The following is a 25,610-nucleotide window of genomic DNA, read 5'->3' as shown; positions in this document are numbered from 1 at the left end:
CTGGCGCACCGCATGAACGCTGCTCAGGTGATGTGCAGCAACGGCTCACCGACCTTGACCGACAGCAGGTCGGCGACGGGCACGATTTTGAAGCGGTCACTGTTGATCAGAATCAAGGGGCTGATCAGGCTGGTGCAGCGCCGCGCGACGCTGTCGAGATCGAAGTACAGCAATGCCTGGCCCTCGCGGACACGCACGCCTTCTTCGACCAGCGCAGTAAAACCCTTGCCAGCCAGGGCGACGGTGTCGAGGCCGATATGCAGCAAAAATTCGGCGCCATTGTCACTGCGCAAGATCACGGCGTGCAGGGTACGAGCGACATGCACGATCACCCCGGCACAGGGCGCGTACAGACAATCATTGGGGGGGTCGATGGCGATGCCGTCGCCCATGGCGCCGCTGGCAAATACCGGGTCGGGCACCTGCGCCAGCGCGATCACCAGGCCGCTGAGTGGGGCGCTGAGGGTCACATCCTTATTGCTATGCATGGTGCTGTCCGCATTCAGTGAACGATCAGGCACCACGCAATCAGCCCAGCTCCAGGATTGCAAGCGTCCGCGCTATTCCGGACCCCAATAATCGGCAGGGATTGTGACAAACGTTACGACGGTTCGGTCAGCGGTAGGCCGATCTTTACCCGACTGCGCAGGGTTTGATCCGTGGTCGGGGATCAATCAGCCGGGTTCAATCAGGGGCGAATCTCGATCATGGTGCCGTCTTTGACCATGTTCCAGACTTCGCGCATGTCGGCGTTTTTCATGGCGATGCAGCCGTCGGTCCAGTCCAGGGTCTGGAAATACCATTCCGGGTAGCCATCATCGACCGGGGTGCCATGGATCATGATCATGCCGCCTGGATCGACGCCTTCGCGGCGGGCACGGACCGAGTCGCTGATATTGGGGTAGGAGATATGCATCGACAGGTTGTAGCTGTCGCTGACCTTGCGCCAGTCCACCCAGTAAAAACCTTCAGGGGTGCGTTTGTCGCCTTCGCGGAGTTTTTGCCCCTTGGGAAATTTACCCAGTGAAATGCGATACGTCTTGAGCGGTTTACCGTGGCTGATCAACTGCAATTGGTGCGCGGACTTCAGAACCAGCACTTTCTCGATGTCGCTCTCGGCGATGTTCTGCGTGTCGATGACTTTGTGACCCAGAAACGCCTGCTCGCTGCCCTTGGGGACGATGGTCTGGGTGAACTCGGCCTGGGACAGCGAGATGAAGCAAAGGCAGAAAAGGGCGAGCAACCAACGCATTGAAACGGTATCCCTGAGCAAGGTATGGGCAGCGCTTGTGGGCGTGGTGCCAGTGGTGTCATTAGGTTTTCTGGATCTGCCGCGACGGCGGTATGGATTCCGTTCGCACAGGATAAACCTGCTGGATCCGGTCGGCAAAGAAGCATTCTAAAGTACGGCTTACTGTCGGGAAAGCCAGCTCTGACCACGGAATGTCGGCCTCATCGAAAAGCCGCACCTCCAGGCTTTCGGCACCGGCGGAAAATTCCAGATTCACCAGGTCGGCGCGATAAAACACGTGAACCTGACTGATGTGCGGCACGTCGATCAGCATGTACAGGCTCAGGTTGTGCAGCGTCGCACAGGCTTCCTCAACGGTTTCGCGTCGGGCGGCCTGTTCGACGGTTTCGCCGTTCTCCATGAAACCGGCCGGCAAGGTCCAGAACCCGAGGCGTGGCTCGATGGCCCGGCGGCACAAAAGCACCTGCGTGCCCCACACAGGCAGGCAGCCGGCGACGATATTCGGGTTCTGATAATGGATGGTCTGGCACTGCTCACAGACATAGCGCAAGCGGCTATCGCCCTCGGGGATGCGCTGAATGACCGGGTTGCCGCACTGGCTGCAGAATTTCATGCTGAAGTTGGATTCCTGAAAGCAGCGACTATCTTGGCGTGCCGCATCGGGGTCGGCAAGCTGAGGTTGTATTGGAAGAGTCAAATGATCTGCGGAGTTGTCCAGCAAGGGGTTGGGCACTTCGTTGCTTTGGTGCATGATGCCAAGTAGGCAACAGATCGAGATTCCCCATGCTGGACGAGCTACTTCGCCGTGTAAGCAGTCATACGCCGAGCACTCTTGCGACGGATCGACGTTTCCCCGAGGCCGCTGTGCTAGTGCCGATTACCCGCAGTGACGAACCGGAGTTGATTCTGACCCTGCGCGCCAGCGGTCTGTCGACCCATGGCGGCGAAGTCGCTTTCCCCGGTGGACGCCGTGACCCAGAAGACCCGGACCTGATCTTTACCGCTCTGCGTGAGGCTGAGGAAGAGATCGGTTTGCCGCCGGGGCTGGTCGAAGTGATCGGCCCGCTCAGCCCGCTGATCTCCAAGCACGGGATCCAGGTCACGCCCTACGTGGGGCTGATTCCCGATTTCGTCGAGTACCGGCCCAACGATGGTGAAATCGCCGCCGTCTTCAGTGTGCCGCTGGAGTTCTTTCGCCAGGACCCGCGCGAACATACTCACCGCATCGATTATCAGGGCCACAGTTGGTATGTACCGAGCTACCGTTACGGCGAATACAAGATCTGGGGTTTGACCGCGATCATGATCGTCGAGCTGGTCAATGTGTTGTACGACACCAACATCAGCCTGCACCAGCCGCCTGAACGCTTCATCAATATCTAAGCTTTAGCCAAGGCCGTAGCGCCTTGAGGACAATAATATGAAGTACCGCCTGGGGGATTCCCGTGTCGAAACCCATCCGCAAAGCTGGGTCGCGCCCACCGCCACACTGATCGGCAAGGTCAAACTCGAAGCCGGCGCCAGCGTCTGGTTCGGCGCCGTGTTGCGCGGTGACAACGAACTGATTCATATCGGCGAGAACAGCAACGTGCAGGACGGCACCGTGATGCACACCGACATGGGATGGCCGCTGAACATTGGCAAAAACGTCACCATTGGTCATAACGTCATGCTGCACGGCTGCACCATCGGCGATAACAGCCTGATCGGCATCAATGCAGTGATCCTCAACGGCGCGAAGATTGGCAAATATTGCATCATCGGCGCCAACTCGCTGATCGGCGAAGGCAAGGAAATTCCCGATGGCTCGCTGGTCATGGGCTCGCCTGGCAAAGTTGTGCGTGAACTCACCGACGTGCAGAAGAAAATGCTCGAAGCCGGCGCCGCGCATTACGTGCACAACGCCCAGCGCTATGCGCGCGATCTCGCGCCACAGGAAGACTAATGAACGCTGAACGACCGGTAGCCTCGCCCTGTGTGAATATCTGCGCGCTGGATGAGGCGGACATCTGTATCGGCTGCCAGCGCACTGTCGAGGAAATCACCCGTTGGAGTCGCATGGACAACACCGAGCGCCGCGTGGTGCTCGGGCGTTGTCATGAGCGGGCGCGAGACAGCGGCGTGCTGTGGACGGTGGGCGTGAATAGCGCCTCCTGATTTGGCTGGCTCGCTTGTCGGGGGAGAGGCGGCTCGCTTTTCCGGGTCTGCCTGCTTCGTGTTAAATTGCGCGCCTTTCTTCTCCCCATGAGTTGCACGCCTACGGTGGGCTGACTCAATGATCTGCTCCACGAGGACCTGAAATGACTCAAATCGGAACGCCACTGTCGCCTACCGCGACGCGCGTATTGCTCTGCGGTTGCGGCGAGCTTGGCAAGGAAGTGGTGATCGAGCTGCAACGCCTGGGCGTCGAAGTGATCGCCGTTGACCGTTACGCCAACGCGCCGGCCATGCAGGTCGCGCATCGCAGTCATGTGATCAACATGCTCGACGGTGCTGCTCTGCGTGCAGTGATCGAGGCCGAAAAGCCGCACTACATCGTGCCGGAAATCGAAGCCATCGCCACCGCGACCCTGGTTGAACTGGAGTCCGAAGGTTTCACCGTAATCCCCACCGCTCGCGCCGCACAGTTGACCATGAACCGCGAAGGCATCCGTCGTCTGGCCGCTGAAGAGCTGGACCTGCCGACCTCGCCGTATCACTTCGCCGACACCTTCGAAGACTACCGCAAGGCCGTCGAAGACCTCGGCTTTCCGTGCGTGGTTAAGCCGGTCATGAGTTCGTCGGGTAAAGGCCAAAGCCTGCTGAAAAGCACTGACGAAGTACAGAGCGCCTGGGATTACGCGCAAGAAGGCGGCCGTGCCGGCAAAGGCCGGGTGATCATCGAAGGTTTCATCGATTTCGATTACGAAATCACCCTGCTGACCGTGCGTCATATTGGCGGTACCACCTTCTGCGCGCCGGTCGGGCATCGTCAGGAGAAGGGCGATTATCAGGAGTCCTGGCAGCCGCAGGTCATGAGCCCGATTGCGTTGGCGGAGTCGGAGCGGGTTGCCAGATCCGTGACCGAAGCCCTGGGTGGCCGTGGCCTGTTTGGTGTCGAGCTGTTCATCAAGGGGGATCAGGTGTGGTTCAGCGAAGTCTCGCCGCGTCCGCATGACACCGGTCTGGTGACCTTGATTTCTCAGGACCTGTCGCAGTTCGCGCTGCATGCGCGGGCGATTCTCGGTCTACCGATCCCGTTGATCCGTCAGTTCGGGCCCTCGGCTTCGGCGGTGATCCTGGTTGAAGGGCAGTCCACCCAGACCGCTTTCGCCAATCTGGGCCAGGCCCTGAGCGAGCCTGACACGGCACTGCGCCTGTTCGGCAAGCCGGAAGTCAATGGCCAGCGCCGCATGGGCGTGGCCCTGGCTCGCGACGAATCCATCGAAGCCGCCCGCGCCAAAGCGATGCGTGCGTCCAGAGCGGTCAAGGTTCAGCTGTAAAGAAATCGCCGGACCCTGTAGGAGCTGCCGAAGGCTGCGATAAGGCCCGAAGGGGCTTCATGCAATGCTGAATTCTGCGACCGATTCTCGGTCGATCGCAGCCTTCGGCAGCTCCTACAGATGTCGGTAATCCCTATGGGAGCAGCGCTCAGTTGGCTAGCCGGGTGTTTTCGCGGATGTACGCGGTGACGTCCCCCGGCTCGTTCCACATCAGTACATCGAGGATCGAAAGATTCTCGATCAAGTCGTAAGGCTCGGTGCAGTAGACGAAAGTCGACAGATCGAGAAAACGCAGTTCTATCCCGCGCTCCTGCCATTCGCTGGCAACGAATATCTCTCGGCCGCCAGGCGCATTGATGTACCTGCGTGCGCCCAGCTGGCTGCTGATCTCCAGTGCCCATTGGCCGGCGTGCTTGATGGGCGGCAGTTGCAGGTTCATTGCGGAGTGGGGCGTCCAGCCGAAGGCCAGGCCCAGGTAATCGCATACGGCTTTCAGCGATTGCGTGTTCAGGTCGCCGATCCCGCTGCCGGTGACTGAGGCGAACGCGCATCTGACCAGCTCACGAACCTGTTGATAGAAGGGTGCCTTGCCGCGATAGTGCTCCAACTGGCCGAGGATGCGTTGCAGCGCGGCTGAGTGATCGATCACGGTGGTGGCCTGGATCGAGGTGCCCAGCGTGCTGCTCACGGGCACATTGATGTATTGCCAGCCGCCTTTGCCATCAAGGATCCGGTTGCGGTTCATCCAGCTCTTGCGCACGTACTGTGCAGTATCGAAGATCACCCCGCGTTCCACGGCCGCGATCAGTTGGAAGTAGCCCAGATAAGGGAAGAAGTAAGGCTGCATGATGCCCAGCGTGTTGTTCATGCTCCGCTTCCTGGCAGTTGGACGGTAAATCCTTGAAGTCCTTATAATAGTAGTCGAAACGGCGTTGGTTTTCGGCGCCGCATTTGCCGGTTCAGGCAATCTTGTCCAGATCACGCTCCCGCGTTTCTTTCAGGCACAGCACAGCGATCAGGCTGAGCAAGGCTGCTGCCGACACATACCCGCCGACCCAGCTCAAACCGCCCATCGCCACCAGTTTCTGGGCGACGAAGGGTGCCACCGAGGCGCCTACGATGCCGCCCAGGTTATACGCCGCAGAGGCGCCGGTATAACGCACGCGCGTGGGAAACAGCTCAGGCAGCAGTGCGCCCATCGGGGCGAAGGTCACCCCCATCAGGAACAATTCGATGCACAGGAATAGCGCGACGCCCCAGGTGGTGCCGAGGGTCAGCAAGGGCTCCATGGTGAAACCGGACAGGATCGCCAGCACACCGCCGATGATCAGCACCGGTTTGCGCCCGAAGCGATCACTGGCCCAGGCAGACAGCGGTGTGGCCGCTGCCATGAACAACACGGCGAAGCACAGCAGACCCAGGAAGGCCTGGCGGCTGTAACCGAGAGAGGCGACGCCGTAACTCAGGGAGAACACGGTCGAGATGTAGAACAGCGCGTAGCAGACCACCATCGATGCCGCGCCCAATAGCATAGGGCGCCAGTATTGGCTGAGCAGTTCCACCAGTGGCATCTTGACCCGCTCATGCCGGGCAATGGCGTTGGCGAAGATTGGTGTTTCTTCAAGCTTGAGCCGTACATACAGGCCGACCATCACCAGCAGTGCGCTGAGCAGGAACGGAATGCGCCAGCCCCAGGAACGGAACTGCTCGTCATTCAGCGTCATGGCCAGGGTCAGAAACAGTCCGTTAGCCGCCAGAAAGCCAATCGATGGGCCCAGCTGCGGGAACATGCCGAACCAGGCGCGCTTGCCCTTGGGTGCATTCTCGGTGGCGAGCAAAGCTGCGCCGCCCCACTCCCCGCCCAGCCCCAGTCCCTGGCCGAAGCGCAGCAGGCACAGCAGCGTCGGGGCCCAAAAGCCAATCGTTGCATAGCCGGGCAATACACCAATCAGTGTGGTGCAGATGCCCATCAGCAGCAGCGAGGCAACCAGCGTCGATTTGCGGCCGATGCGATCACCGAAGTGGCCGAACAGCGCAGAGCCCAGCGGGCGGGCGATAAAGGCGATGCCGAACGTCAGGAAAGACAAGAGCATCTGCGCCGAGCCGTCGGTCTGCGGGAAGAACACCGGACCGATCACCAGCGCCGCAGCGGTGGCGTACACGTAGAAGTCGTAGAACTCGATGGCGGTGCCAATGAAGCTGGCAGCGGCAACACGTCGGGCAGAGTTAGCCGGTTTGGCGGTTGTGGTGTCGTCGTCGAACGTCGTGCTGGTCATGCAAGTGTCCCCAGTCATTATTGTTTTTCTTTTTTTCTTTTTTGGTTTACAGGTGCAGCGCCGAGCAGACTAGCTCGAATTGGCAAGTGTCTATACGACTGCGCGAGTCATGCTGTGATGCCACATCATGACCCGGGTGACCCGATTGTCTTCGGTTTCGAGAATTTCCAGGCGGTACGGCCCGATTTTCAGGCATACCGAGCTGTCCGGAATGGTTTCCAACGCCTCGGTGACCAGGCCATTGAGGGTTTTCGGACCGTCGGAAGGCAGATGCCAGCCCAGGCTCTTGTTCAGCTCGCGAATCGACGCGGCGCCGTCGACCACCAGGCGGCCATCGGCTTGCGGGTGGATGTGCGGATTATCGAGGCTCTGCTCGTTTTCGAACTCGCCGACGATTTCGTCGAGAATGTCTTCCAGGCTGACGATGCCTTGCACCTCGCCGTACTCGTCGACGACCACACCCAGGCGGCGCTGTTGTTTGTGGAAGTTCAGCAATTGCAGTTGCAGTGGGGTGCTTTCTGGCACGAAGTAAGGTTCGTAGCAGGCGGCTTTCAAGTCTTCTTTGGTCAGCTCGGCGCGCGGCAGCAGATGGCTGATCTGGCGCGTGTTGAGTACGCCTTCGACCTGATTGATGTCGTTGTGATACACCGGCAGTCGGGTGTGGCGGGAGATGATCAGTTGCTCGATGATGCGCTTGATCGGGTCATCCAGGTTGATGCCATCGACCTCGCTGCGCGGCACTAGAATGTCATTCACGGTAATGCTGTCCAGCGCGTGAATGCCTGATAGCACGTGGGAACGGGGTTGATAGTCCTGCGCGCCGTCATGGAGCATGACCGCCAGCGGTATTTCGTTATCGTTTTGTCGGACTTTCGGTTTGTCGGTGACGCCGAAAGGTCGTAGCAGCGTGCTGGCGATGGCGGAGAACAGCCAGGTCAGAGGAAAAAGCAGTTTCATGGGCAGACGCAGGATGCTGTTGCCCAGCATCAGAATGGCTTCCGGGTAGCGCGCGGCCAGGGTCCGGGGAATGAACTCAGCGAAGATCAGTAGCGCACTGCTGACGCCGATCCAGGCCAGCGTTGGTCCTTTGTGGTGCCAGAAGCTCAGGGCCAGCAGGGTACTGATGATGGCGACCAGAACTTTGATCAGGGTATTGCCCAGGATCAGGCTGTTCAGTTTGAACGCCAGCATTGGTGCGGCGGCGTCCGTGGCTCGGCCGTTCGGGCGCGCAGCCTTGAGGTGCTGGTGCGCGGCTTCGACCGCTGTGAGCAAGCCAGACCACAGGATCAGCAAGGCCAATACACCAAGCATCGGGCCGATGGGCAAGTTATCCATGATCAACGCCCGTCAGATGTGCAGAATGAATTCGCGTACCAGCTTGCTGCCGAAGAAGGCCAGCATCAGCAGGCAAAAGCCGCCCAGGGTCCAGCGAATGGCTTTATGTCCGCGCCAGCCGAGACGGTTGCGTCCCCACAGCAGCACGCTGAACACCACCCAGGCCAGGCACGCGAGCAGCGTTTTGTGCACCAGATGCTGGGCGAACAGGTTTTCGACGAACAGCCAGCCCGAGATCAGTGACAGCGAAAGCAGGGCCCAGCCGGCCCAGAGGAAACCGAACAACAGGCTTTCCATGGTCTGCAGCGGAGGGAAGTTCTTGATCAGCCCGGACGGATGTTTGTGTTTGAGCTGGTGGTCCTGCACCAGCAGCAGCAAGGCCTGGAACACCGCGATGGTGAACATGCCGTACGCCAGAATCGACAACAGGATATGGCTCAGGATGCCCGGTTCTTCATCGATGGCCTGGACAGTGCCCGTTGGCGCGAACTGCGCCAGCAACACAGTCGCCAGTCCCAGCGGGAACAGCAGCACCAGCAGGTTCTCCACCGGAATTCGCGCGCAGGCCAGCATGGTCAAGGAGATCACGGCGACGGCGATCAGGCTCGCGGCGCTGAAAAAGTCCAGACCAAGGCCGACCGGCCGGATCAATTGGGAATACAGGCCGACAGCGTGGGCGAGCACCGCGAAGGTGCCGAGCAGGCAAAGCAGCCGTTTATCGGCCTTGGCGCCCTGGCCCAGGCGGATAGCTTGATAGAGGGTCGCAGCGGCATATAGGCAGGCGGCGGCGAGGCTGGGTAGCAAACTGGGTGACAAGGGGAGCATAAATCCTGTTAGGCAAGCCCGAAAGGCGCTGAGTTTGGCATAGAACCGACATTTGACGAAAGACCACAGAAGCAGACTCGATGGTGTCCGTCCAGCAGAGTCTTCGCTATAATCCGCCACCTGCTCAAGTCGCAGGCTCGTTGACCGCTATTTAAAAGCAGGGCTATCACGAGCCGGACCGCACCAACCGGGGTTCAACAAGAGCCTGTAAAGGATCGCGCATGTTTGAAAATCTTACCGACCGTCTCTCGCAGACGCTGCGCCATGTCACTGGCAAGGCCAAGCTGAACGAGGACAACATCAAAGATACTTTGCGCGAAGTGCGTATGGCTTTGCTCGAAGCCGACGTCGCCTTGCCGGTGGTCAAAGACTTCGTCAACAAGGTCAAGGACCGCGCTGTCGGCACCGAGGTGTCGCGCAGCCTGACGCCGGGTCAGGCGTTCGTGAAGATCGTCCAGGCCGAACTCGAAGCGTTGATGGGCGACGCCAACGAAGATCTGGTGCTCAACGTCACGCCACCGGCTGTCGTATTGATGGCGGGTCTGCAGGGGGCGGGTAAAACCACCACAGCCGGCAAGCTGGCGCGCTTCCTTAAAGAGCGCCGGAAAAAAAGCGTCATGGTGGTCTCGGTGGACGTTTACCGTCCTGCGGCCATCAAACAGCTGGAAACCCTGGCTAACGACATCGGCGTCACCTTCTTCGCCTCCGATATCAGCCAGAAGCCGGTAGAGATCGCTCTGGCGGCTATTAAAGAAGCCACGCTCAAATTCATCGATGTGGTCATCGTCGATACCGCCGGGCGCTTGCACATCGATGTCGAGATGATGGGCGAGATCCAGGCACTGCACGCAGCGGTGAAGCCGGCAGAGACGCTGTTCGTGGTCGATGCCATGACCGGTCAGGATGCTGCCAACACCGCCAAGGCGTTTGGCGATGCGTTGCCATTGACCGGTGTGATCCTGACCAAAGTCGACGGTGATGCCCGCGGTGGTGCTGCGCTGTCTGTGCGTGCGATCACTGGCAAGCCGATCAAGTTCATCGGTATGGGCGAGAAGAGCGACGCGCTCGAGCCCTTCCACCCGGACCGGATCGCCTCGCGCATCCTCGGCATGGGCGATGTGCTCAGCCTGATCGAGCAGGCCGAACAGACCCTCGATAAAGACAAAGCCGACAAACTGGCGAAAAAGCTGAAGAAAGGTAAAGGCTTCGATCTCGAAGACTTCCGCGATCAGCTGCAACAAATGAAGAACATGGGTGGCCTCGGCGGGCTCATGGACAAGCTGCCGAACATGCCTGGGATGAATGTGGCGCAAATGGGCAATGCCCAGGGCGCGGCTGAAAAGCAGTTCAAGCAGATGGAAGCCATCATCAACTCGATGACCCCGGCCGAACGCCGCGACCCGGAGCTGATCAGTGGCTCGCGTAAGCGCCGGATCGCCATGGGTTCCGGGACTCAGGTGCAGGACATCGGGCGTTTGATCAAGCAGCACAAACAAATGCAAAAGATGATGAAAAAATTCTCCGCCAAAGGCGGTATGGCAAAAATGATGCGCGGCATGGGCGGAATGATGCCTGGCCGTGGCATGCCAAAAATGTAATTCACGCCGCGCAAGAGATCATCTTGCGCACCACGACATGGAGGGCGACCTCCAGTAACCCCGTGTTTTGCGGGGTTGATAGGCCGCTGTTCGCAGCGGCTCCATAGCAGATCTGGATGGCATGCCGATAGGCGCCGGAAAAAGACATTTGCAAAAGTCCGGATATTCCTTAGAATATGCGGCCTTTCGGGCACCTATGCCCGCTGTGCATCTTAGATTTGCAGCACCGACTACAGGAACGATGCTTATATGCTTACCATCCGTCTTGCCCTTGGCGGCTCCAAAAAGCGCCCGTTTTACCACTTGACCGTGACCGACAGCCGCAACCCGCGCGACGGTTCGCACAAAGAACAAGTGGGTTTCTTCAACCCGGTTGCTCGTGGTCAGGAAATCCGTCTGTCCGTGAACCAAGAGCGCGTAGCCTACTGGCTGAGCGTTGGTGCACAACCTTCTGAGCGCGTTGCTCAGTTGTTGAAGGACTCTGCTAAGGCTGCGGCCTGAGCAATATGAACGCGACGCCTGCCATTGCCGATGATTTGATCGTTATCGGTAAGATTTATTCTGTTCACGGCGTTCGCGGCGAAGTGAAGGTGTTTTCCTTCACTGATCCGATTGGAAACCTGTTGGATTACAAAACCCTGACGCTTCGGCGCGAAGGTGATGTACGGCAGGTAGAGCTGGCCAGCGGACGCTTGCAAAACAAGTTCCTGGTCGCAAAGCTCAAAGGTCTCGATGACCGTGAAGAAGCTCGTCTTCTGGCCGGTTATGAAATCTGCGTGCCGCGTAACCTGTTCCCTGATCTGACCGACGGCGAGTACTACTGGTACCAGCTGGAAGGTCTGAAGGTCATCGACCACCTCGGGCAATTGCTCGGGAAGATCGATCACCTGCTGGAAACCGGCTCGAACGATGTAATGGTGGTCAAGCCTTGCGCAGGCAGCCTGGATGATCGCGAACGCTTGTTGCCCTATACGGAGCAATGCGTGTTGGCAGTCGACCTCGGTGCTGGCGAGATGAAGGTGGATTGGGATGCGGACTTCTAAGCGACATGCCTAGCCTGCGCGTAGAAGTGATCAGTCTGTTCCCCGAGATGTTTTCCGCCATCAGCGATTACGGCATTACCAGCCGTGCGGTGAAACAAGGGCTTTTACAGCTGACTTGTTGGAATCCGCGGGACTACACCACCGATCGACATCACACTGTGGACGATCGCCCATTTGGCGGTGGCCCGGGCATGGTGATGAAGATCAAGCCTCTGGAAGACGCTTTGGTTCAGGCCAAACTGGCAGCAGGGGATGCGGCGAAGGTTATTTACCTGTCGCCACAAGGCCGTCAACTGACTCAGTCGGCGGTACGCGAACTGGCGCAAGAGGAAGCATTGATCCTCATCGCTGGTCGTTATGAAGGCATTGACGAGCGTTTCATTGAAGCTCATGTCGATGAAGAGTGGTCGATTGGCGACTATGTACTTTCCGGTGGCGAGCTGCCGGCGATGGTCCTGATAGATGCGGTTACGCGGCTGCTGCCTGGAGCTTTAGGGCATGCGGACTCTGCGGAGGAAGATTCCTTCACGGATGGTCTGCTGGATTGCCCGCATTACACCCGACCGGAGGTGTATGCGGATCAGCGTGTTCCCGACGTGTTGCTAAGTGGCAACCACGCACACATCCGGCGTTGGCGTTTACAGCAGTCCCTTGGGCGGACCTATGAACGACGCGTCGATCTTCTGGAAAGCCGCTCGCTTTCTGGAGAAGAGAAGAAGCTGCTGACGGAGTACCTCCGTGAGCGGGACGATAGTTAACGTATCGATGGTAAATCCTGATGATTTACCTTAGGAGCACAGCATGACTAACAAAATCATTCTGCAACTCGAAGCTGAGCAGATGACTAAAGAGATCCCTCCCTTTGCCCCGGGCGACACTGTTGTCGTTCAGGTGAAAGTGAAGGAAGGCGACCGCGCGCGTCTGCAAGCGTTCGAAGGCGTTGTAATTGCCAAGCGTAACCGTGGCGTGAACAGTGCTTTCACTGTTCGTAAAATCTCCAACGGTGTTGGCGTTGAGCGTACTTTCCAGACCTACAGCCCGCAAATCGACAGCCTGGCTGTGAAACGTCGCGGTGACGTTCGCAAAGCCAAACTGTACTACCTGCGTGACCTGTCCGGTAAAGCAGCTCGCATCAAAGAAAAACTGTCCTGATTTCAGTTTTTTACGATGTAAAAAAAGCAGCCTAAGGGCTGCTTTTTTATTGCCCGCGATTCAGGAAAACCCCGAATCCTGTGGGAGGCCTCGCCGCGTCTTCGACGCCGCGCTGTCACGCAGCAAACTCGGTCTCGATTCTGCCCTGAGGGCGTAGGAGCTGACTTGTCTGCGAAAAGGGCCGAAGGACCTTCCAGCGGTGGTGAATTCACCATTTTTGCCAGCGCTTCGGTCGAGCGCGACCCCGGACGGATCGCAGACAAGTCAGCTCCTACAAATTTCAAAATATTCACTTCATATATTTCAATCGCTTACAGGTTGTTTGATAAGAGTAAGCTTGCCTGCGAAGAGGCCATCAAATCCATATCCGCTGTGCCTGACTCACCGCGTTCGCAGCGGGACGCGTAGTTGCAAGCCTGCTCCCACATCTATGGTTACCCCGCACGACCGCATTTGTGAAAAACTCCCGCCGTCTTTTTTGCAGAAGTATTGAATCCTTATGCCCGCTATCGACCATCCGCTGATCGACCGTTTTCTGGACGCGTTATGGCTGGAAAAAGGCCTGTCGGACAACACTCGCGATGCTTATCGCAGCGACTTGGCGCTGTTCAATGGCTGGTTGCAGGAGCAGGGGGTCGAGCTGGACAAGGCCGGTCGCGAGCTGATTCTTGATCACTTGGCCTGGCGCGTGGACAAGGCCTACAAGCCGCGTTCGACCGCGCGCTTCCTGTCCGGCGCTAGAGGGTTCTATCGCTTCCTGTTACGAGAAAAACTGATCCAGGTCGATCCGACCCTGCAAGTGGACATGCCGCAACTGGGCAGGCCCTTGCCCAAGTCCCTGTCCGAGGCTGATGTCGAAGCGCTGTTGGCCGCGCCGGATCTGAGCGAGGCCATCGGTCAGCGCGATCGGGCCATGCTCGAGGTGCTGTATGCCTGCGGCTTGCGCGTCACCGAGCTGATCGGTCTGACCCTTGAGCAAGTCAATTTGCGTCAGGGCGTAGTGCGGGTCATGGGCAAGGGCAGCAAGGAGCGGCTGGTGCCCATGGGCGAGGAGGCGATTGTCTGGGTCGAGCGCTATATGCGCGATGCCCGCTCTGAGCTGCTGAACGGCCGCCCCAGCGATGTGCTGTTCCCCAGTCTGCGCGGTGAGCAGATGACCCGGCAGACCTTCTGGCATCGCATCAAACATCAGGCTGCAGTCGCTGGAATCGGCAAGTCCCTGTCGCCGCATACCTTGCGCCACGCCTTCGCCACCCATCTGCTCAACCATGGCGCCGACCTGCGCGTGGTGCAGATGTTGTTGGGGCATAGTGATTTGTCCACCACGCAGATCTACACTCATGTAGCGCGTGCGAGATTGCAGGAGATGCATGCCAGGCATCACCCTCGCGGTTAACTCAACGGTCGGTTTCCGATACGTCTTACATCAGTCCGGGTCGGCCTCGCAGGGCTTATGTGATAGGCTTTGCCGGTTTCGCAAATTGGGCACCACTAAAACGCCTTCGGTCCTCGGCGACCGCCGTTTTTAGCATCACCCATCTGTCCACCGCCCAAGGAGTCCCCATGCGCGTGACCCAGATTTTCGCCGCCGCAGCTATTGTGCTGGCGAGTACGTTCAGTATGTTTGCTCAGGCTGATGCCGCCGCCGATAAAGCAATCCGCAAGACCCTTGAAACGTTGAACCTCGACGTGCCGATCGACAGCATCGCCGCGAGCCCGTTGAGCGGCTTGTACGAAGTCAAACTCAAGGGCGGTCGCGTGCTGTATGCCAGTGCCGACGGTCAGTTCGTGATGCAGGGTTACCTGTTCCAGATGCAGGACGGCAAACCGGTCAACCTGACCGAGAAGGCTGAGCGTCTGGCAATTTCGAAAACCATCAACGGTATTCCTGCGGGTGACATGGTGGTCTACCCGGCCATCGGCGAAACCAAATCGCACATCACCGTGTTTACCGACACCACCTGCCCGTATTGCCACAAACTGCACGCTGAGGTCCCGGAGTTGAATCGTCTGGGGATTGAAGTGCGTTATCTGGCCTTCCCGCGTCAGGGTCTGGGTTCGCCGGGTGATGAGCAACTGCAGGCGGTCTGGTGTTCCAAGGATCGTAAAAGCGCCATGGACCGTATGGTCAACGGCAAGAATATCGAAGCGCCAAAGTGCGCCAATCCGGTGACCAAGCAATTTGCCATTGGCCAGTCGATTGGTGTCAACGGCACGCCGGCCATCGTGCTGGCGGACGGTCAGGTGATACCGGGCTATCAGCCAGCCCCGCAAGTGGCCAAGCTGGCGTTGAGCGCCAAGTAATCCATTTCATCAAACAGAGAGCCGCCTCGTAGCAGGCGGCTGTTTTCCACGGCCGGCCTCGCGTCGGCCGTTTTATGGGGAGTTCATAGTGAAACCGGTCAAAGTAGGCATCTGTGGGCTAGGTACTGTCGGTGGCGGTACCTTCAACGTACTTCAACGTAACGCCGAGGAGATTGCTCGCCGTGCCGGGCGTGGAATCGAGGTGGCACAAATTGCCATGCGTACGCCAAACCCCAACTGCCAGATTACCGGTACCCCCACTACAGCCGACGTTTTCGCTGTAGCGACCAACCCTGAAATCGATATCGTCATCGAGCTGATCGGTGGCTACACCGTTGCCCGGGAACTGGTGCTCAAAGCCATCGAGAACGGCAAGCACGTGGTCACCGCCAACAAGGCGCTGATCGCTGTGCACGGCAATGAAATTTTCGCCAAGGCCCGCGAGAAGGGCGTGATCGTCGCGTTCGAAGCCGCTGTGGCCGGCGGCATTCCGGTGATCAAGGCAATTCGTGAAGGTCTGTCGGCCAACCGCATCAACTGGGTGGCCGGGATCATCAACGGCACCGGCAACTTCATCCTTACCGAAATGCGCGAGAAGGGTCGCACCTTCCCTGACGTGCTGGCCGAAGCCCAGGCACTGGGTTACGCCGAAGCCGATCCGACCTTCGACGTCGAAGGCATCGATGCTGCGCACAAACTGACGATTCTCGCGTCGATTGCCTTCGGCATTCCGCTGCAATTCGACAAGGCCTACACCGAAGGCATCACCAAGCTGACCACAGCTGACGTGAACTACGCCGAAGCGCTGGGCTACCGCATCAAGCATCTGGGCGTGGCGCGCAGCACTGCTGCGGGCATCGAGCTGCGGGTTCACCCGACGCTGATCCCGGCCGACCGCCTGATCGCCAACGTCAATGGCGTGATGAACGCGGTGATGGTCAATGGTGATGCCGCGGGTTCGACCCTGTTCTACGGTGCCGGTGCCGGCATGGAGCCCACTGCTTCGTCAGTGATCGCCGATCTGGTCGACGTGGTTCGCGCCATGACCTCCGATCCAGAGAACCGTGTGCCGCACCTGGCCTTCCAGCCGGACTCGTTGTCCGCTCACCCGATCCTGCCGATCGAAGCCTGCGAAAGCGCTTACTACCTGCGCATCCAGGCCAAGGACCACCCTGGCGTGCTGGCACAGGTGGCGAGCATTCTGTCGGAGCGCGGGATCAACATCGAATCGATCATGCAGAAGGAAGTCGAAGAACACGACGGCCTGGTGCCGATGATCTTGTTGACCCACCGCGTGCTGGAACAGCGCATGAACGATGCCATTGAGGCCCTGGAAGCTTTGCAGGACGTGGTTGGACCGGTAGTTCGTATCCGCGTAGAACATTTGAATTAATTCAGCTGCAAGCGCCAAGCTGCAAGCTGCAAGTAGAAGCCGAGTCGCTTTTAACTTGCAGCTTGCAGCTTGAAGCTTGAAGCTCAAACCAAAGGTTTGATCCCATGCGCTACATCAGTACCCGCGGCCAAGCGCCGGCCCTGAATTTCGAAGACGTGCTGCTCACCGGTCTTGCCAGTGATGGCGGCCTGTATGTGCCGGAAAACCTGCCGCGCTTCACTCAGGAAGAAATCGCCTCCTGGGCTGGCCTGCCGTATCACGAGCTGGCTTTCCGGGTTATGCGTCCCTTCGTCACCGACAGCATTCCGGATGCCGATTTCAAAAAGATTCTTGAGGAAACCTATTCATCGGGAGAGGACGGCGTCTTCGCCCACAGCGCCATCGCGCCGCTGCGCCCGTTGAATGGCAATGAGTGGGTCCTTGAACTGTTCCATGGTCCGACCCTGGCCTTCAAGGACTTCGCCTTGCAACTGCTCGGGCGTCTGCTCGACTACGTGCTGGCCAAGCGTGGCGAGCGGGTAGTGATTCTGGGCGCGACCTCCGGTGATACCGGTTCGGCCGCCATTGAAGGCTGCCGTCGTTGCGACAACGTCGACATCTTCATCCTGCACCCGAACAACCGCGTCTCGGAAGTTCAGCGTCGGCAGATGACCACCATTTTCGGCGAGAACATCCACAACATCGCCATCGAAGGCAACTTCGATGACTGCCAGGAGATGGTCAAAGCCAGCTTCGCCGATCAGGATTTCCTCAACGGCACGCGTCTGGTTGCGGTCAACTCGATCAACTGGGCGCGGATCATGGCCCAGATCGTCTACTACTTCCATGCAGCCCTGCAGCTCGGCGGCCCGGCACGTTCGATAGCGTTCTCGGTTCCGACCGGCAACTTCGGCGATATTTTCGCCGGTTACCTGGCACGCAACATGGGTTTGCCGATCAGCCAACTGATCGTCGCCACCAACCGCAACGACATCCTGCACCGCTTCATGAGCGGTAATCAGTACACCAAGGAAACCCTGCACGCGACCCTGTCGCCGTCCATGGACATCATGGTGTCGTCGAACTTCGAACGCTTGCTGTTCGATATGCACGGGCGCAACGGCGCGGCCATCGCTGGCTTGATGGACACCTTCAAGCAGGGTGGTGCTTTCAGCGTCGACGCGGACCGCTGGACCGAAACCCGCAAGCTGTTCGATTCCCTGGCCGTCAGCGACGAAGAAACCTGCGCGACCATCGCCGAGGTGTTCGCGCAAACGGGTGAAGTGCTTGATCCGCATACCGCCATTGGTGTCAAGGCCGCCCGCGATTGCCGTCGCAGCCTGGATACACCCATGGTCATTCTGGGGACCGCACATCCGGTCAAATTCCCGGAAGCAGTGGAAAAAGCCGGTGTAGGAAAGGCCCTTGAGCTGCCTGCACACTTGTCTGATTTGTTTGAGCGAAAAGAGAAGTGCACGGTCCTGCCAAATGACCTCAAAGCCATACAGGCCTTTGTCAGCCAGCATGGTAATCGCGGCAAACCTCTCTGACGGTATCGTTGTGTAACAACATAAGGCCCGCCTCTTGGCGGGCTTTCTTATTTTGGCGTGCGACACTTCGGGAGTTTTGGATCCATACGGACGAGAAGATTGCGGTGAAGGAGTCAGCATGCACGGTATGAGTGCCTCAATAAAAAGCGTTTTGCACACAGCCCTGCTGTCGATGCTGTTATGCCACAGTCAGGCCGTACCTGCGGCGCAAAGCTTGCCGTTCAGCCTGGTGGCGCCCTTTGTCAGCCTGCCGCCGTTGACCCTCGATGCTCTGGACCGGCAATGGCTGGATCAGCGCCGCACGCTTCGCGTCGGTATCTCGATTGCCGATTACGAGCCGATCGACATTACCAGCGATCGCAACCGCTATCAGGGCATCAGCGCCGACTACCTGAGCCTGATCAGCAGCAAACTCTCGGTGCCCATGCAGGTGGTTGGCTTTGCTCAACGCGATGAGGCCATCGACGCGCTGCGTAATGGCACCATTGATATTCTCACCAGCGCCAACGGCTTCGAGCGCGGAGTGGCGGAGCTGGCGTTTTCCGGCGATTACATGCCGGACCGCTCGGTGATCGTCGGGCGCGGCAATGACGTTACTCTGCCAGCGGGGTTGAAGAGCAAGAAACTGGTGTTGCTCGATGGCTACGCTGACGCGCAGGTGGTTCACGCGGTTTATCCCGACAGCGAAGTCATCCTCGCCCCCAACCTGTATAGCGCCCTGGAGGCCCTGAGTCAGGGTGACGCCGATGCGTTTATCGGCAACGAAGTCATCGTGCGCTCCTACAGCGCTTTGCGCCCTTACCTGGGCTTGCAGATCAAATCCGAAAGCGCGCTGCCACCCGTAGGATTTGCCTTCGCCACGCGCAAAGGGGACGCAGCGCTGGTCGCGATGATCGACCTCGCGCTCAACAGTCTCGATCAGTCAGTCAGGCGTGAAGTGCTCGCGCGCTGGACCACGGGCCTGGGTTCGGACATCGCCCGGCAGCGCATCAAGTTGAGCACGGCCGAGCAGGGCTGGATTCGCAAGCATCCCCACGTCACTGTGGTTTCGGGTTCGCATCCGCCGTTCTTGTACAAAGACAAGAATGGTCAATGGGTCGGTCTGAACGTGGACATGTTGGCGCGTATCTCACGCATGACCGGTTTGCAGTTCGTGCACAAGGAAGTGATTTCCACCGAGGAAAGCATCAACCTGCTGCGAACCGGTCAGGCCGACATGAGCACCACCCTGGCAGAAAACTCCGAGCGCAAAAAATTCCTCGATTTCACCTATTCGTTTGGTGACAACAGTTGGGTATTCGTCGTGCGCAACAATCGCCCGTCACCCATCACCCTGAATGATCTGTCGGGCCGAGTGCTGGCTCTGCCGGCCAAACATGCCCTGGAAGACCTCATCCGTCGCAATTATCCGGACATCAAGCTTCGCTCGGTCAAAACCTACGAACAAGCCCGCCAATTGGTCGAAGACGGTCAGGCCGATGCGACTATCCAGAATGAGGCCGGGGCCCATCTGTTTCCCCAAGGGTTGCTAAAGGTCGGTCGTAGCGTTGAGGGCCAATGGTCGCCTGATCGTTTTTCAGTGGTCGAGACTGAACCCGAACTGCTGAGCATTCTGAACAAGGCCCTCGAAGAGTTTCCGGTGGCTGAGTTACGCGCCATCCGACTGAAATGGCTGGGTGCAGTCGCGCCTCAACCGCCGGTCTGGCAACGTATTCCGCAGTGGGTTTTTTGGAGCCTTGCCGTCGCGTTGATGCTGGGTCTGGTCTCGCTCATCTGGAACAGCCGCCTGAACGTGCAGATTCGCCAGCGGCTCAGGGCGGAGGAGCAGCTCAACGACCAGTTGGCCTTCAAACGTGCCTTGCTCGACAGCATTCCCAACCCGATTTACGTGCGTGACCTCAATGGTCGGTTGATTTCGTGCAACCGCAGCTACGAAGAAAGCTTCGGCATCAGTTTCGAACAGATGAGCGGACGACGGCTGATCGATGTGGATTTGATCCCGCGCATGAGTGCTGAGCAGATGCATACCGACTACCTGAAATTGCTGGAAACCCGGCAGCCGGTGTTCGCCGATCGGCAGATGGCGTTGTTTGGTCGCTTGATCGATGCCTACCAGTGGACGGTGCCGTTTTATCGAGCCGATGGCCAATTGCAAGGGCTGCTGGGTGGCTGGATTGACATCACCGAACGCAAGCGATTGGAAACCCAGCTCACCGAAGCGCGACAGCAGGCAGAGCAGGCCAACGAGGCCAAAAGCGCGTTTCTGGCGACCATGAGCCATGAGATCCGCACGCCGATGGGCGCCATCATCGGTTTGCTCGAACTTGAGCGTGAACAGATGTTGCTTCGTGGCCAGACGCCATCAGAAGGACTGAATGTCGCTTACCAGTCCGCGCGGGAGTTGATCGCCCTGATGGGTGACAGTCTGGACCTGGCCAAGATCGAATCCGGCAGCCTGCAACTGACGTTGGCGGTCACTCCGTTGCGACCGTTTTTCGAAGGCATCTGCCGACTGTTCGAGGCCAAAGCGCGTGGGAAGGGCCTCGACCTGCGGCTGGATTTCGCCGAACAGGCCGAGGGCGACTACTGGCTCGACCCATTGCGCTTGCGTCAGGTGTTGCACAACCTGCTCGGCAACGCCTTGAAATTTACCTGCGAAGGCTCGGTGCTGATGAGCGTCAGGGCGACAGGCGCGCAGCACCGATCCTGCTTGCAGATCAGCGTCAAGGACAGCGGCATTGGCATCAGCGCCGAGCAGCAGAGTCAGTTGTTCCAGCCCTTTGCCCAAGCCAGCGGCGATATTGCGGCCGAATATGGTGGCACCGGGCTGGGGTTGAGTATCTGCAAGCAACTGGTGGAGTTGATGGGCGGACAAATCAGCCTTGAGAGCGAGCCGGGGGCCGGAACTCGAGTCATGGTCGAACTGGCATTGGCCCGTGTCGCGCAGACGCAAAGCAAAGCACCCGAGGCCCTTGAACAACGAGCGATCGGACCCTCGTTACGCTTGCTGGTGGTCGATGATTTGTCGGCCAATTGCCTGGTCCTGACCCAGCAGCTGGAATTCCTCGGGCATGAAGTGGTGCCGACTCACAGCGCGGAATCGGCCCTGCAACACTGGCGTGAGGGCAACTTCGACGGCGTTATCACCGACTGCAACATGCCCGGCATGAGCGGTTATGCCCTGGCCGAAAGCATTCGGCTGATCGAGACCGAAGAGCAGCTGCACCCTTGTCCGATCATCGGTTGCACGGCTAACGCCATGAGTGACGAACGTCAACGTTGTGAGCAGGCGGGCATGGACCAGCTGCTGGTCAAACCCGTGGCGCTGGAGCAGTTGGCGCAATTGCTCGCCGATATTGCGCTCGTGCAATCGTTCGATATCCAGACCCTGCGCAAAATGACTCAGGCCAACGAAGCTCAGATGCAGCGTCTGTTGTCGGAACTGTGGAAAAATCTGCGACAGGAATGGGAGGTCTTGCAGCCCGCGGTCAGCACGCTCGACTGGAAGGCCCTGAGCGCTTCGCTGCACCGTTTGAAGGGTGTTGCCTGCCTGATCGACGCTTTGCCATTGGCCAAGGCTTGCGCCAGCCTTGACGCCAGCGTGCGCCTGCAGTCGAACGCAATGCTGGCCGAGCAATGGCAGGCGCTGGACAGCGCCATCGAGCAACTGCGCGTCGATATCCAGCAACACTTGCCGGGGCTACCAGTTTAGGACGTGTCTTATGGGTGACAGAGGTCGGCGCCTTTAAAGTACAGATTAATATTGGCTAAAGACTGCTCCGACCCAGGAGGCATAACCGTGCGCTCACTTAATGTTCTGATCCTTGAAGACAATGCCTTTCAACTGATGGCACTGCATCAGATGCTCAACGCCAATCAGGTCTTTAATGTACTGACGGCGCACAGTGTGGAGGCTGCGCAACAATCGTTGGCCAATCGGGGAGGCGTCGATATCGCTATCTGCGATTTGCAGATGGACGGTCCGGACGGGCTCGAACTGATCCGCCACCTGGCCGAGACCCAGCAGGCCCGCGCGGTGATCATTCTTAGCAGTGCTGAGCGAAGCGTCATCGACGGCGTGGCGCATCTGGCGCGACAGCAGGGCGTCTGCGTGCTGGGTGGCCTGCAGAAGCCTGCGTCGGCCATGGCGCTGCGTGAATTGCTGGAGGCTTACCGCGAACGCATCCAGCATGACATCGAGCCCTCGCCGCCAGCGCAGGTGTCAGAACTGTTTTCACTGGAAGAGCTGCATCAGGTGGTTCCCGGTCAACCCATCGGCGATACCGCAGTGTTCGAGCAGTGGATCGCCCACTATCAACCGAAAGTCAGCCTCGAGGGCGAAGTGCTGGGCGTCGAGGCGCTGGTCCGTTGGCAGCATCCTCGGCATGGCGTGTTGTCGCCTGGCAGCTTCATGGCCGCCGTGGAATATGCCGGACTGATCGCACCGCTGACCTGGCGCATGCTGGAATTGGCGCTGAAATTATCATCCGAGGTGTTGCTGACGCGCGGTTACGCGCTGCCGGTGGCGGTGAATATTGCGCCAGTGATGCTCGATCAAGCGGATTTTGCCCAGCAGGTCCTGGCCCTGCTGGCGCGTTTCGGGCTACCGGCAGAGGTGCTCACCCTGGAAATCGTCGAGAGCTCGGCCTTGCAAACCTCGACCTGGCAATTGGAAAGCTTGCTGCGTCTGCGCATGCAAGGCTGCAAATTGTCGATCGACGACTTTGGCACTGGGGCTTCGAATATTCAGCGTCTACTGCAATTGCCGTTCTCTGAGTTGAAAATTCCTGCAGAGTTCGTGCTTGGCATGGCCGGAGACGGGCGCAAGTCGGCAGTGGTGGCCGGGGCGTTGTTCATGGCGCGGCGAATGGCGATGAACGTGGTGGTCGAGGGCGTGGAAACCGTCGAGGACTATCAAGCCTTGCAGGCGCTGGGCAAACCGGCAGTGCAGGGGTATTTCATTGCCCGGCCCATGAGCGAGGCTGACCTGCTGGACTGGATGAATGAACGTACGGACGCCGGTCTCAGGTCAGCCCGTGCTCTTGCAGATAAATGAACAAGGCGGCGTCGTTGGTCAGACCCAGCTTGCGCATGGCGCTGACTTTTTGAGCGCTGACCGTTTGTTTGCTGCGACTGAGGTGCGCGGCGATTTCCCCCACCGAGCGCCCGGCCGCCAGCAAGCGCAGGACTTCCGATTCCTTGGGCGAGAGCTGCTCGTGGGATATCAGCGTGTCCGAGCCATAATCGCCAGCTTCGAGCAGGACCTGGCCGACTGAGTCCGCAATGTAGTCTTTGTGGTGCCTGATGCTCTGGATCGCGGCGGGCAATTCGCCTGCCAGGCTGGCTTTGCTCAATAACGCATTGACGCCGAGTGCGAGAATCGAACGAAACAGTCCGGCGTTATTGAGCATGGTGACCACCACGATCGGCAGGTGTGGATGATCCCTACGCACTCGCTCCAACAGCCGCAGCCCGTCGTTCTGCTGATCGGCCGGCATCATGAAGTCGGTCACCAGCACATCACAGACGTGGGTCTTCAGCATTTCATTGAGCTCGGCCGGGCTACTGGCCTCAGCGACGACCTTCGTGTTGCTGTCCTGCTCGAGCACAACCCGCAACCCGATCAGGAAAATAGGATGATCGTCGGCCAGGATGACGCGCAGTGTTCGATCAGTGGCAGCGCTCAAGGTCGGGCTCCGTTGGTATGGACAAGGTTTTCTGGTCTGTCTTGAAGGTTATCGGCAGGTCGTCGTTCAGACTGACCGCGTATCGCTGACTGACACCGCCACTGTGAGGGGCCGCGTCCGGTTGTTTTTTATCTGTCATCTTCAACAGGCATGCTCAAGCTTCTGGTAGCGGGCAATCACCCAACTCGCGACGGGAAGAATTTTCTCCTCGAGCCAATGGTCATTGATAAGCACCTTTGCATTCAAACTGTTGAGTGGTGATCTAGATGGAAAATATCAGCTTACTGCTAAGCGAAGCCCTGACTCCCTATCATGCAACCCTGGGACCGGCGGGCGCTCAAGGTGAGCGCCTGATCACCCTGAAAAATGCAGCCGGTGCGATTGTGATCGAACGCATGCTGTGTGTAGCGCAGCTTTGCGACAAGCGCCAACTGACTGATGTGGTTGACGGCTTCCATCGGGATTTGTTGGTCGCCGAGGGGCGCATCGAACCCTGCGTGATCACGGCCATGCGTCATGTGGCTCAATCTCGGGTGTTTACGCCGGTTCAGGCTTTTAGTTGATTGCCTGGGGAACCTTCGTCGCATTCAGGGTTCACATTAAGTACGGCAGGTTCAAGCATTGTGCTCCGGTGATTGTTGCTTGCCGTACTGGTCCAATGGGCCACGGTTTGACCCCGAGTTGGTACCCCACTACTCGGGGTTTCTTTTGTCTGCGATTTGGCGGATACCGTCTTCGCGAATGAATTCGCTCCCACAGGAGAACGCGGTCTATCCGTGGGAGCGAATTCATTCGCGAATGGCTTGACGCTGTGGGTCAGGCATACCCCCGCCGACACTCACTCACTTTCAAAAAACGCCTTGGCGTCCTGCAGATATTCCGCGCGGGACTGCGGGTCCAGCCAGTCGGCATAGAAACCGATGAGTGTGCTCTGACGCAAAACGCGCATCTCGCGGTTGATGATTTCCATGGCTTGGCGGCCTTGGTCGGTGTTCGAGCAGCCGACATGGGCGAACTGGTATTTGGCCGTACCCTTGATCGGGTAAAACGCCAGGTCTTCAGGGTCGATGCTCTGTTGCACTGCCAGGTAGCGAGCTTCTGGCCAATAACTGATCAACGCCTGCAAGCGACCCAGTCGCTCCATCTGTAACAGGCTGCCGACGGCATCGTTGCCGTAATGCGGACTCAAGCCAGCGGCTGCGGCGTTATGCACAATCTGGTCGATGACCGGGCCGTAACTGCGTTCGGCAACCACCCCGAGTTTGACTGTCTGGCTCGCCAGCAGCGCCGCGAGGTCGACCTGGCCGTTTTCGATGAAAGGGCTGAAACGGCTGGCGTCTTCACGACGAATGACCATGCCATTGCTGATCACCGCGTAGGTCGGGATCGAGAAAATGATGGTTTTTGCGCGCTCTGCAGTCCAGAGCAACGTCGGGTCGCAGGTGAAGGAGGGCTCATTCAGCATTTGCATGCCCCGTGCGCGATTGACCCGTAATAGCTGGTGTTCGTACTCGGGCATACGGGCGATCAACAACGGCATCAGCCGATCGATGGCGCCCTGGCCCTGCTGCGGGCCGGAAGCGATGGTCAAGGGCGGAAAGTCACGTAGCAACCAGATCAGCGTGTCTTTCGCCATGCTGGTACGTGGCATGCCAAAGAGCATCAGCATGATCAGCATGAGCTTCAGGCAGGACCTGGCAGGCGGCAAGGAGCGATAGGCCATTCGCTGATTTC

Annotated in this window: 24 protein-coding genes and 1 pseudogene; 16 read left to right on the top strand and 9 right to left on the bottom strand. The window is 58.8% G+C overall.

Going from position 1 to position 25,610, the window contains the following annotated elements; genetic code table 11:
- Positions 1–29: 29 nt before the first annotated feature.
- The 3 genes and pseudogenes from AC1MEE_RS19400 to AC1MEE_RS19390 all read right to left on the bottom strand — a co-directional run.
- Positions 30–488, bottom strand: a pseudogene (locus AC1MEE_RS19400) (PTS sugar transporter subunit IIA); the annotation flags it as partial.
- A 200-nt stretch (positions 489–688) separates the two neighbouring features.
- A complete protein-coding gene (locus AC1MEE_RS19395; protein ID WP_480411199.1) occupies positions 689–1,252 on the bottom strand; it encodes a L,D-transpeptidase family protein in 564 nt (187 codons plus the stop codon).
- Between the two features lie 61 nt (positions 1,253–1,313).
- On the bottom strand, positions 1,314–1,865 hold the full coding sequence (locus AC1MEE_RS19390; protein WP_480416276.1) for an NUDIX hydrolase: 552 nt from the start codon (positions 1,863–1,865) through the stop codon (positions 1,314–1,316).
- A gap of 170 nt (positions 1,866–2,035) precedes the next feature.
- Between AC1MEE_RS19390 and AC1MEE_RS19385 the strand changes: the two genes are divergently transcribed.
- The 4 genes from AC1MEE_RS19385 to purT all read left to right on the top strand — a co-directional run bounded on the left by AC1MEE_RS19385 (position 2,036) and on the right by purT (position 4,734).
- Positions 2,036–2,635, top strand: coding sequence for a CoA pyrophosphatase (locus AC1MEE_RS19385; RefSeq protein WP_480411198.1), 600 nt, complete (start codon positions 2,036–2,038; stop codon positions 2,633–2,635).
- A 37-nt stretch (positions 2,636–2,672) separates the two neighbouring features.
- The gene (locus AC1MEE_RS19380; RefSeq protein ID WP_480411197.1) at positions 2,673–3,197 is read left to right on the top strand and encodes a gamma carbonic anhydrase family protein; all 525 of its coding nucleotides are present in this window, start codon (positions 2,673–2,675) and stop codon (positions 3,195–3,197) included.
- On the top strand, positions 3,197–3,409 hold the full coding sequence (locus AC1MEE_RS19375; RefSeq protein ID WP_480411196.1) for a DUF1289 domain-containing protein: 213 nt from the start codon (positions 3,197–3,199) through the stop codon (positions 3,407–3,409). The genes AC1MEE_RS19380 and AC1MEE_RS19375 overlap by 1 nt, the downstream gene beginning before the upstream one ends.
- A 143-nt stretch (positions 3,410–3,552) precedes the next feature.
- Positions 3,553–4,734, top strand: a complete 1,182-nt coding sequence (gene purT, locus AC1MEE_RS19370) for a formate-dependent phosphoribosylglycinamide formyltransferase (protein WP_480411195.1) — start codon at positions 3,553–3,555, stop codon at positions 4,732–4,734.
- Between the two features lie 148 nt (positions 4,735–4,882).
- Here purT and AC1MEE_RS19365 read toward each other — a convergent pair whose 3' ends face one another.
- The 4 genes from AC1MEE_RS19365 to AC1MEE_RS19350 form a co-directional block, all read right to left on the bottom strand.
- On the bottom strand, positions 4,883–5,602 hold the full coding sequence (locus AC1MEE_RS19365; RefSeq protein WP_480411194.1) for a WbqC family protein: 720 nt from the start codon (positions 5,600–5,602) through the stop codon (positions 4,883–4,885).
- A gap of 91 nt (positions 5,603–5,693) precedes the next feature.
- A complete protein-coding gene (locus AC1MEE_RS19360; protein ID WP_480411193.1) occupies positions 5,694–7,010 on the bottom strand; it encodes an MFS transporter in 1,317 nt (438 codons plus the stop codon).
- A 90-nt stretch (positions 7,011–7,100) separates the two neighbouring features.
- Positions 7,101–8,345: an HlyC/CorC family transporter gene (locus tag AC1MEE_RS19355; RefSeq protein WP_480411192.1), complete on the bottom strand. Its 1,245-nt coding sequence runs from the start codon at positions 8,343–8,345 to the stop codon at positions 7,101–7,103.
- 12 nt (positions 8,346–8,357) lie between these two features.
- Positions 8,358–9,170 (bottom strand): cytochrome C assembly family protein, encoded by an 813-nt coding sequence (locus AC1MEE_RS19350; RefSeq protein WP_480411191.1) that lies wholly within the window; start codon positions 9,168–9,170, stop codon positions 8,358–8,360.
- Between the two features lie 221 nt (positions 9,171–9,391).
- Here AC1MEE_RS19350 and ffh point away from each other — a divergent pair, with 221 nt between their 5' ends.
- The 11 genes from ffh to AC1MEE_RS19295 all read left to right on the top strand — a co-directional run bounded on the left by ffh (position 9,392) and on the right by AC1MEE_RS19295 (position 23,245).
- Positions 9,392–10,768 (top strand): signal recognition particle protein, encoded by a 1,377-nt coding sequence (gene ffh / locus AC1MEE_RS19345; RefSeq protein WP_480411190.1) that lies wholly within the window; start codon positions 9,392–9,394, stop codon positions 10,766–10,768.
- Between the two features lie 249 nt (positions 10,769–11,017).
- On the top strand, positions 11,018–11,269 hold the full coding sequence (rpsP, locus tag AC1MEE_RS19340) for a 30S ribosomal protein S16 (RefSeq protein WP_322220798.1): 252 nt from the start codon (positions 11,018–11,020) through the stop codon (positions 11,267–11,269).
- 5 nt (positions 11,270–11,274) lie between these two features.
- Positions 11,275–11,811 carry a ribosome maturation factor RimM gene (gene rimM, locus AC1MEE_RS19335; RefSeq protein WP_480411189.1) on the top strand — a complete coding sequence of 179 codons (537 nt, stop codon included), beginning with the start codon at positions 11,275–11,277 and terminating at the stop codon, positions 11,809–11,811.
- A 5-nt stretch (positions 11,812–11,816) separates the two neighbouring features.
- Positions 11,817–12,569 (top strand): tRNA (guanosine(37)-N1)-methyltransferase TrmD, encoded by a 753-nt coding sequence (gene trmD, locus AC1MEE_RS19330; protein ID WP_480411188.1) that lies wholly within the window; start codon positions 11,817–11,819, stop codon positions 12,567–12,569.
- 43 nt (positions 12,570–12,612) lie between these two features.
- Positions 12,613–12,963 (top strand): 50S ribosomal protein L19, encoded by a 351-nt coding sequence (gene rplS / locus AC1MEE_RS19325; RefSeq protein ID WP_480411187.1) that lies wholly within the window; start codon positions 12,613–12,615, stop codon positions 12,961–12,963.
- Between the two features lie 499 nt (positions 12,964–13,462).
- Complete coding sequence (gene xerD / locus AC1MEE_RS19320) at positions 13,463–14,359, top strand: site-specific tyrosine recombinase XerD (protein WP_480411186.1); 897 nt, start codon at positions 13,463–13,465, stop codon at positions 14,357–14,359.
- A gap of 167 nt (positions 14,360–14,526) precedes the next feature.
- A complete protein-coding gene (locus AC1MEE_RS19315) occupies positions 14,527–15,267 on the top strand; it encodes a DsbC family protein (RefSeq protein ID WP_480411185.1) in 741 nt (246 codons plus the stop codon).
- Between the two features lie 88 nt (positions 15,268–15,355).
- Positions 15,356–16,660 carry a homoserine dehydrogenase gene (locus AC1MEE_RS19310; RefSeq protein ID WP_480411184.1) on the top strand — a complete coding sequence of 435 codons (1,305 nt, stop codon included), beginning with the start codon at positions 15,356–15,358 and terminating at the stop codon, positions 16,658–16,660.
- 104 nt (positions 16,661–16,764) lie between these two features.
- On the top strand, positions 16,765–18,189 hold the full coding sequence (gene thrC / locus AC1MEE_RS19305) for a threonine synthase (protein ID WP_480411183.1): 1,425 nt from the start codon (positions 16,765–16,767) through the stop codon (positions 18,187–18,189).
- A 127-nt stretch (positions 18,190–18,316) separates the two neighbouring features.
- Entirely contained in the window at positions 18,317–21,901 is a 3,585-nt protein-coding gene (locus AC1MEE_RS19300) for a transporter substrate-binding domain-containing protein (protein ID WP_480411182.1), read from the top strand.
- Between the two features lie 87 nt (positions 21,902–21,988).
- Complete coding sequence (locus tag AC1MEE_RS19295) at positions 21,989–23,245, top strand: EAL domain-containing response regulator (protein WP_480411181.1); 1,257 nt, start codon at positions 21,989–21,991, stop codon at positions 23,243–23,245.
- Here the strand turns inward: AC1MEE_RS19295 and AC1MEE_RS19290 are convergent.
- Positions 23,214–23,876, bottom strand: coding sequence for a response regulator (locus AC1MEE_RS19290; protein ID WP_480411180.1), 663 nt, complete (start codon positions 23,874–23,876; stop codon positions 23,214–23,216). The genes AC1MEE_RS19295 and AC1MEE_RS19290 overlap by 32 nt on opposite strands.
- A gap of 266 nt (positions 23,877–24,142) precedes the next feature.
- Between AC1MEE_RS19290 and AC1MEE_RS19285 the strand changes: the two genes are divergently transcribed.
- A complete protein-coding gene (locus AC1MEE_RS19285; protein ID WP_480411179.1) occupies positions 24,143–24,439 on the top strand; it encodes a DUF3509 domain-containing protein in 297 nt (98 codons plus the stop codon).
- Positions 24,440–24,714: 275 nt separating this feature from the next.
- Here the strand turns inward: AC1MEE_RS19285 and AC1MEE_RS19280 are convergent, their stop codons facing one another.
- Entirely contained in the window at positions 24,715–25,551 is an 837-nt protein-coding gene (locus AC1MEE_RS19280) for a TIGR02285 family protein (protein WP_480416275.1), read from the bottom strand.
- Between the last annotated feature and the right edge of the window lie 59 nt (positions 25,552–25,610).

The organism is Pseudomonas sp. ASL3 (assembly GCF_056680425.1).
This window is presented reverse-complemented; position numbering and strand designations above follow the sequence as displayed.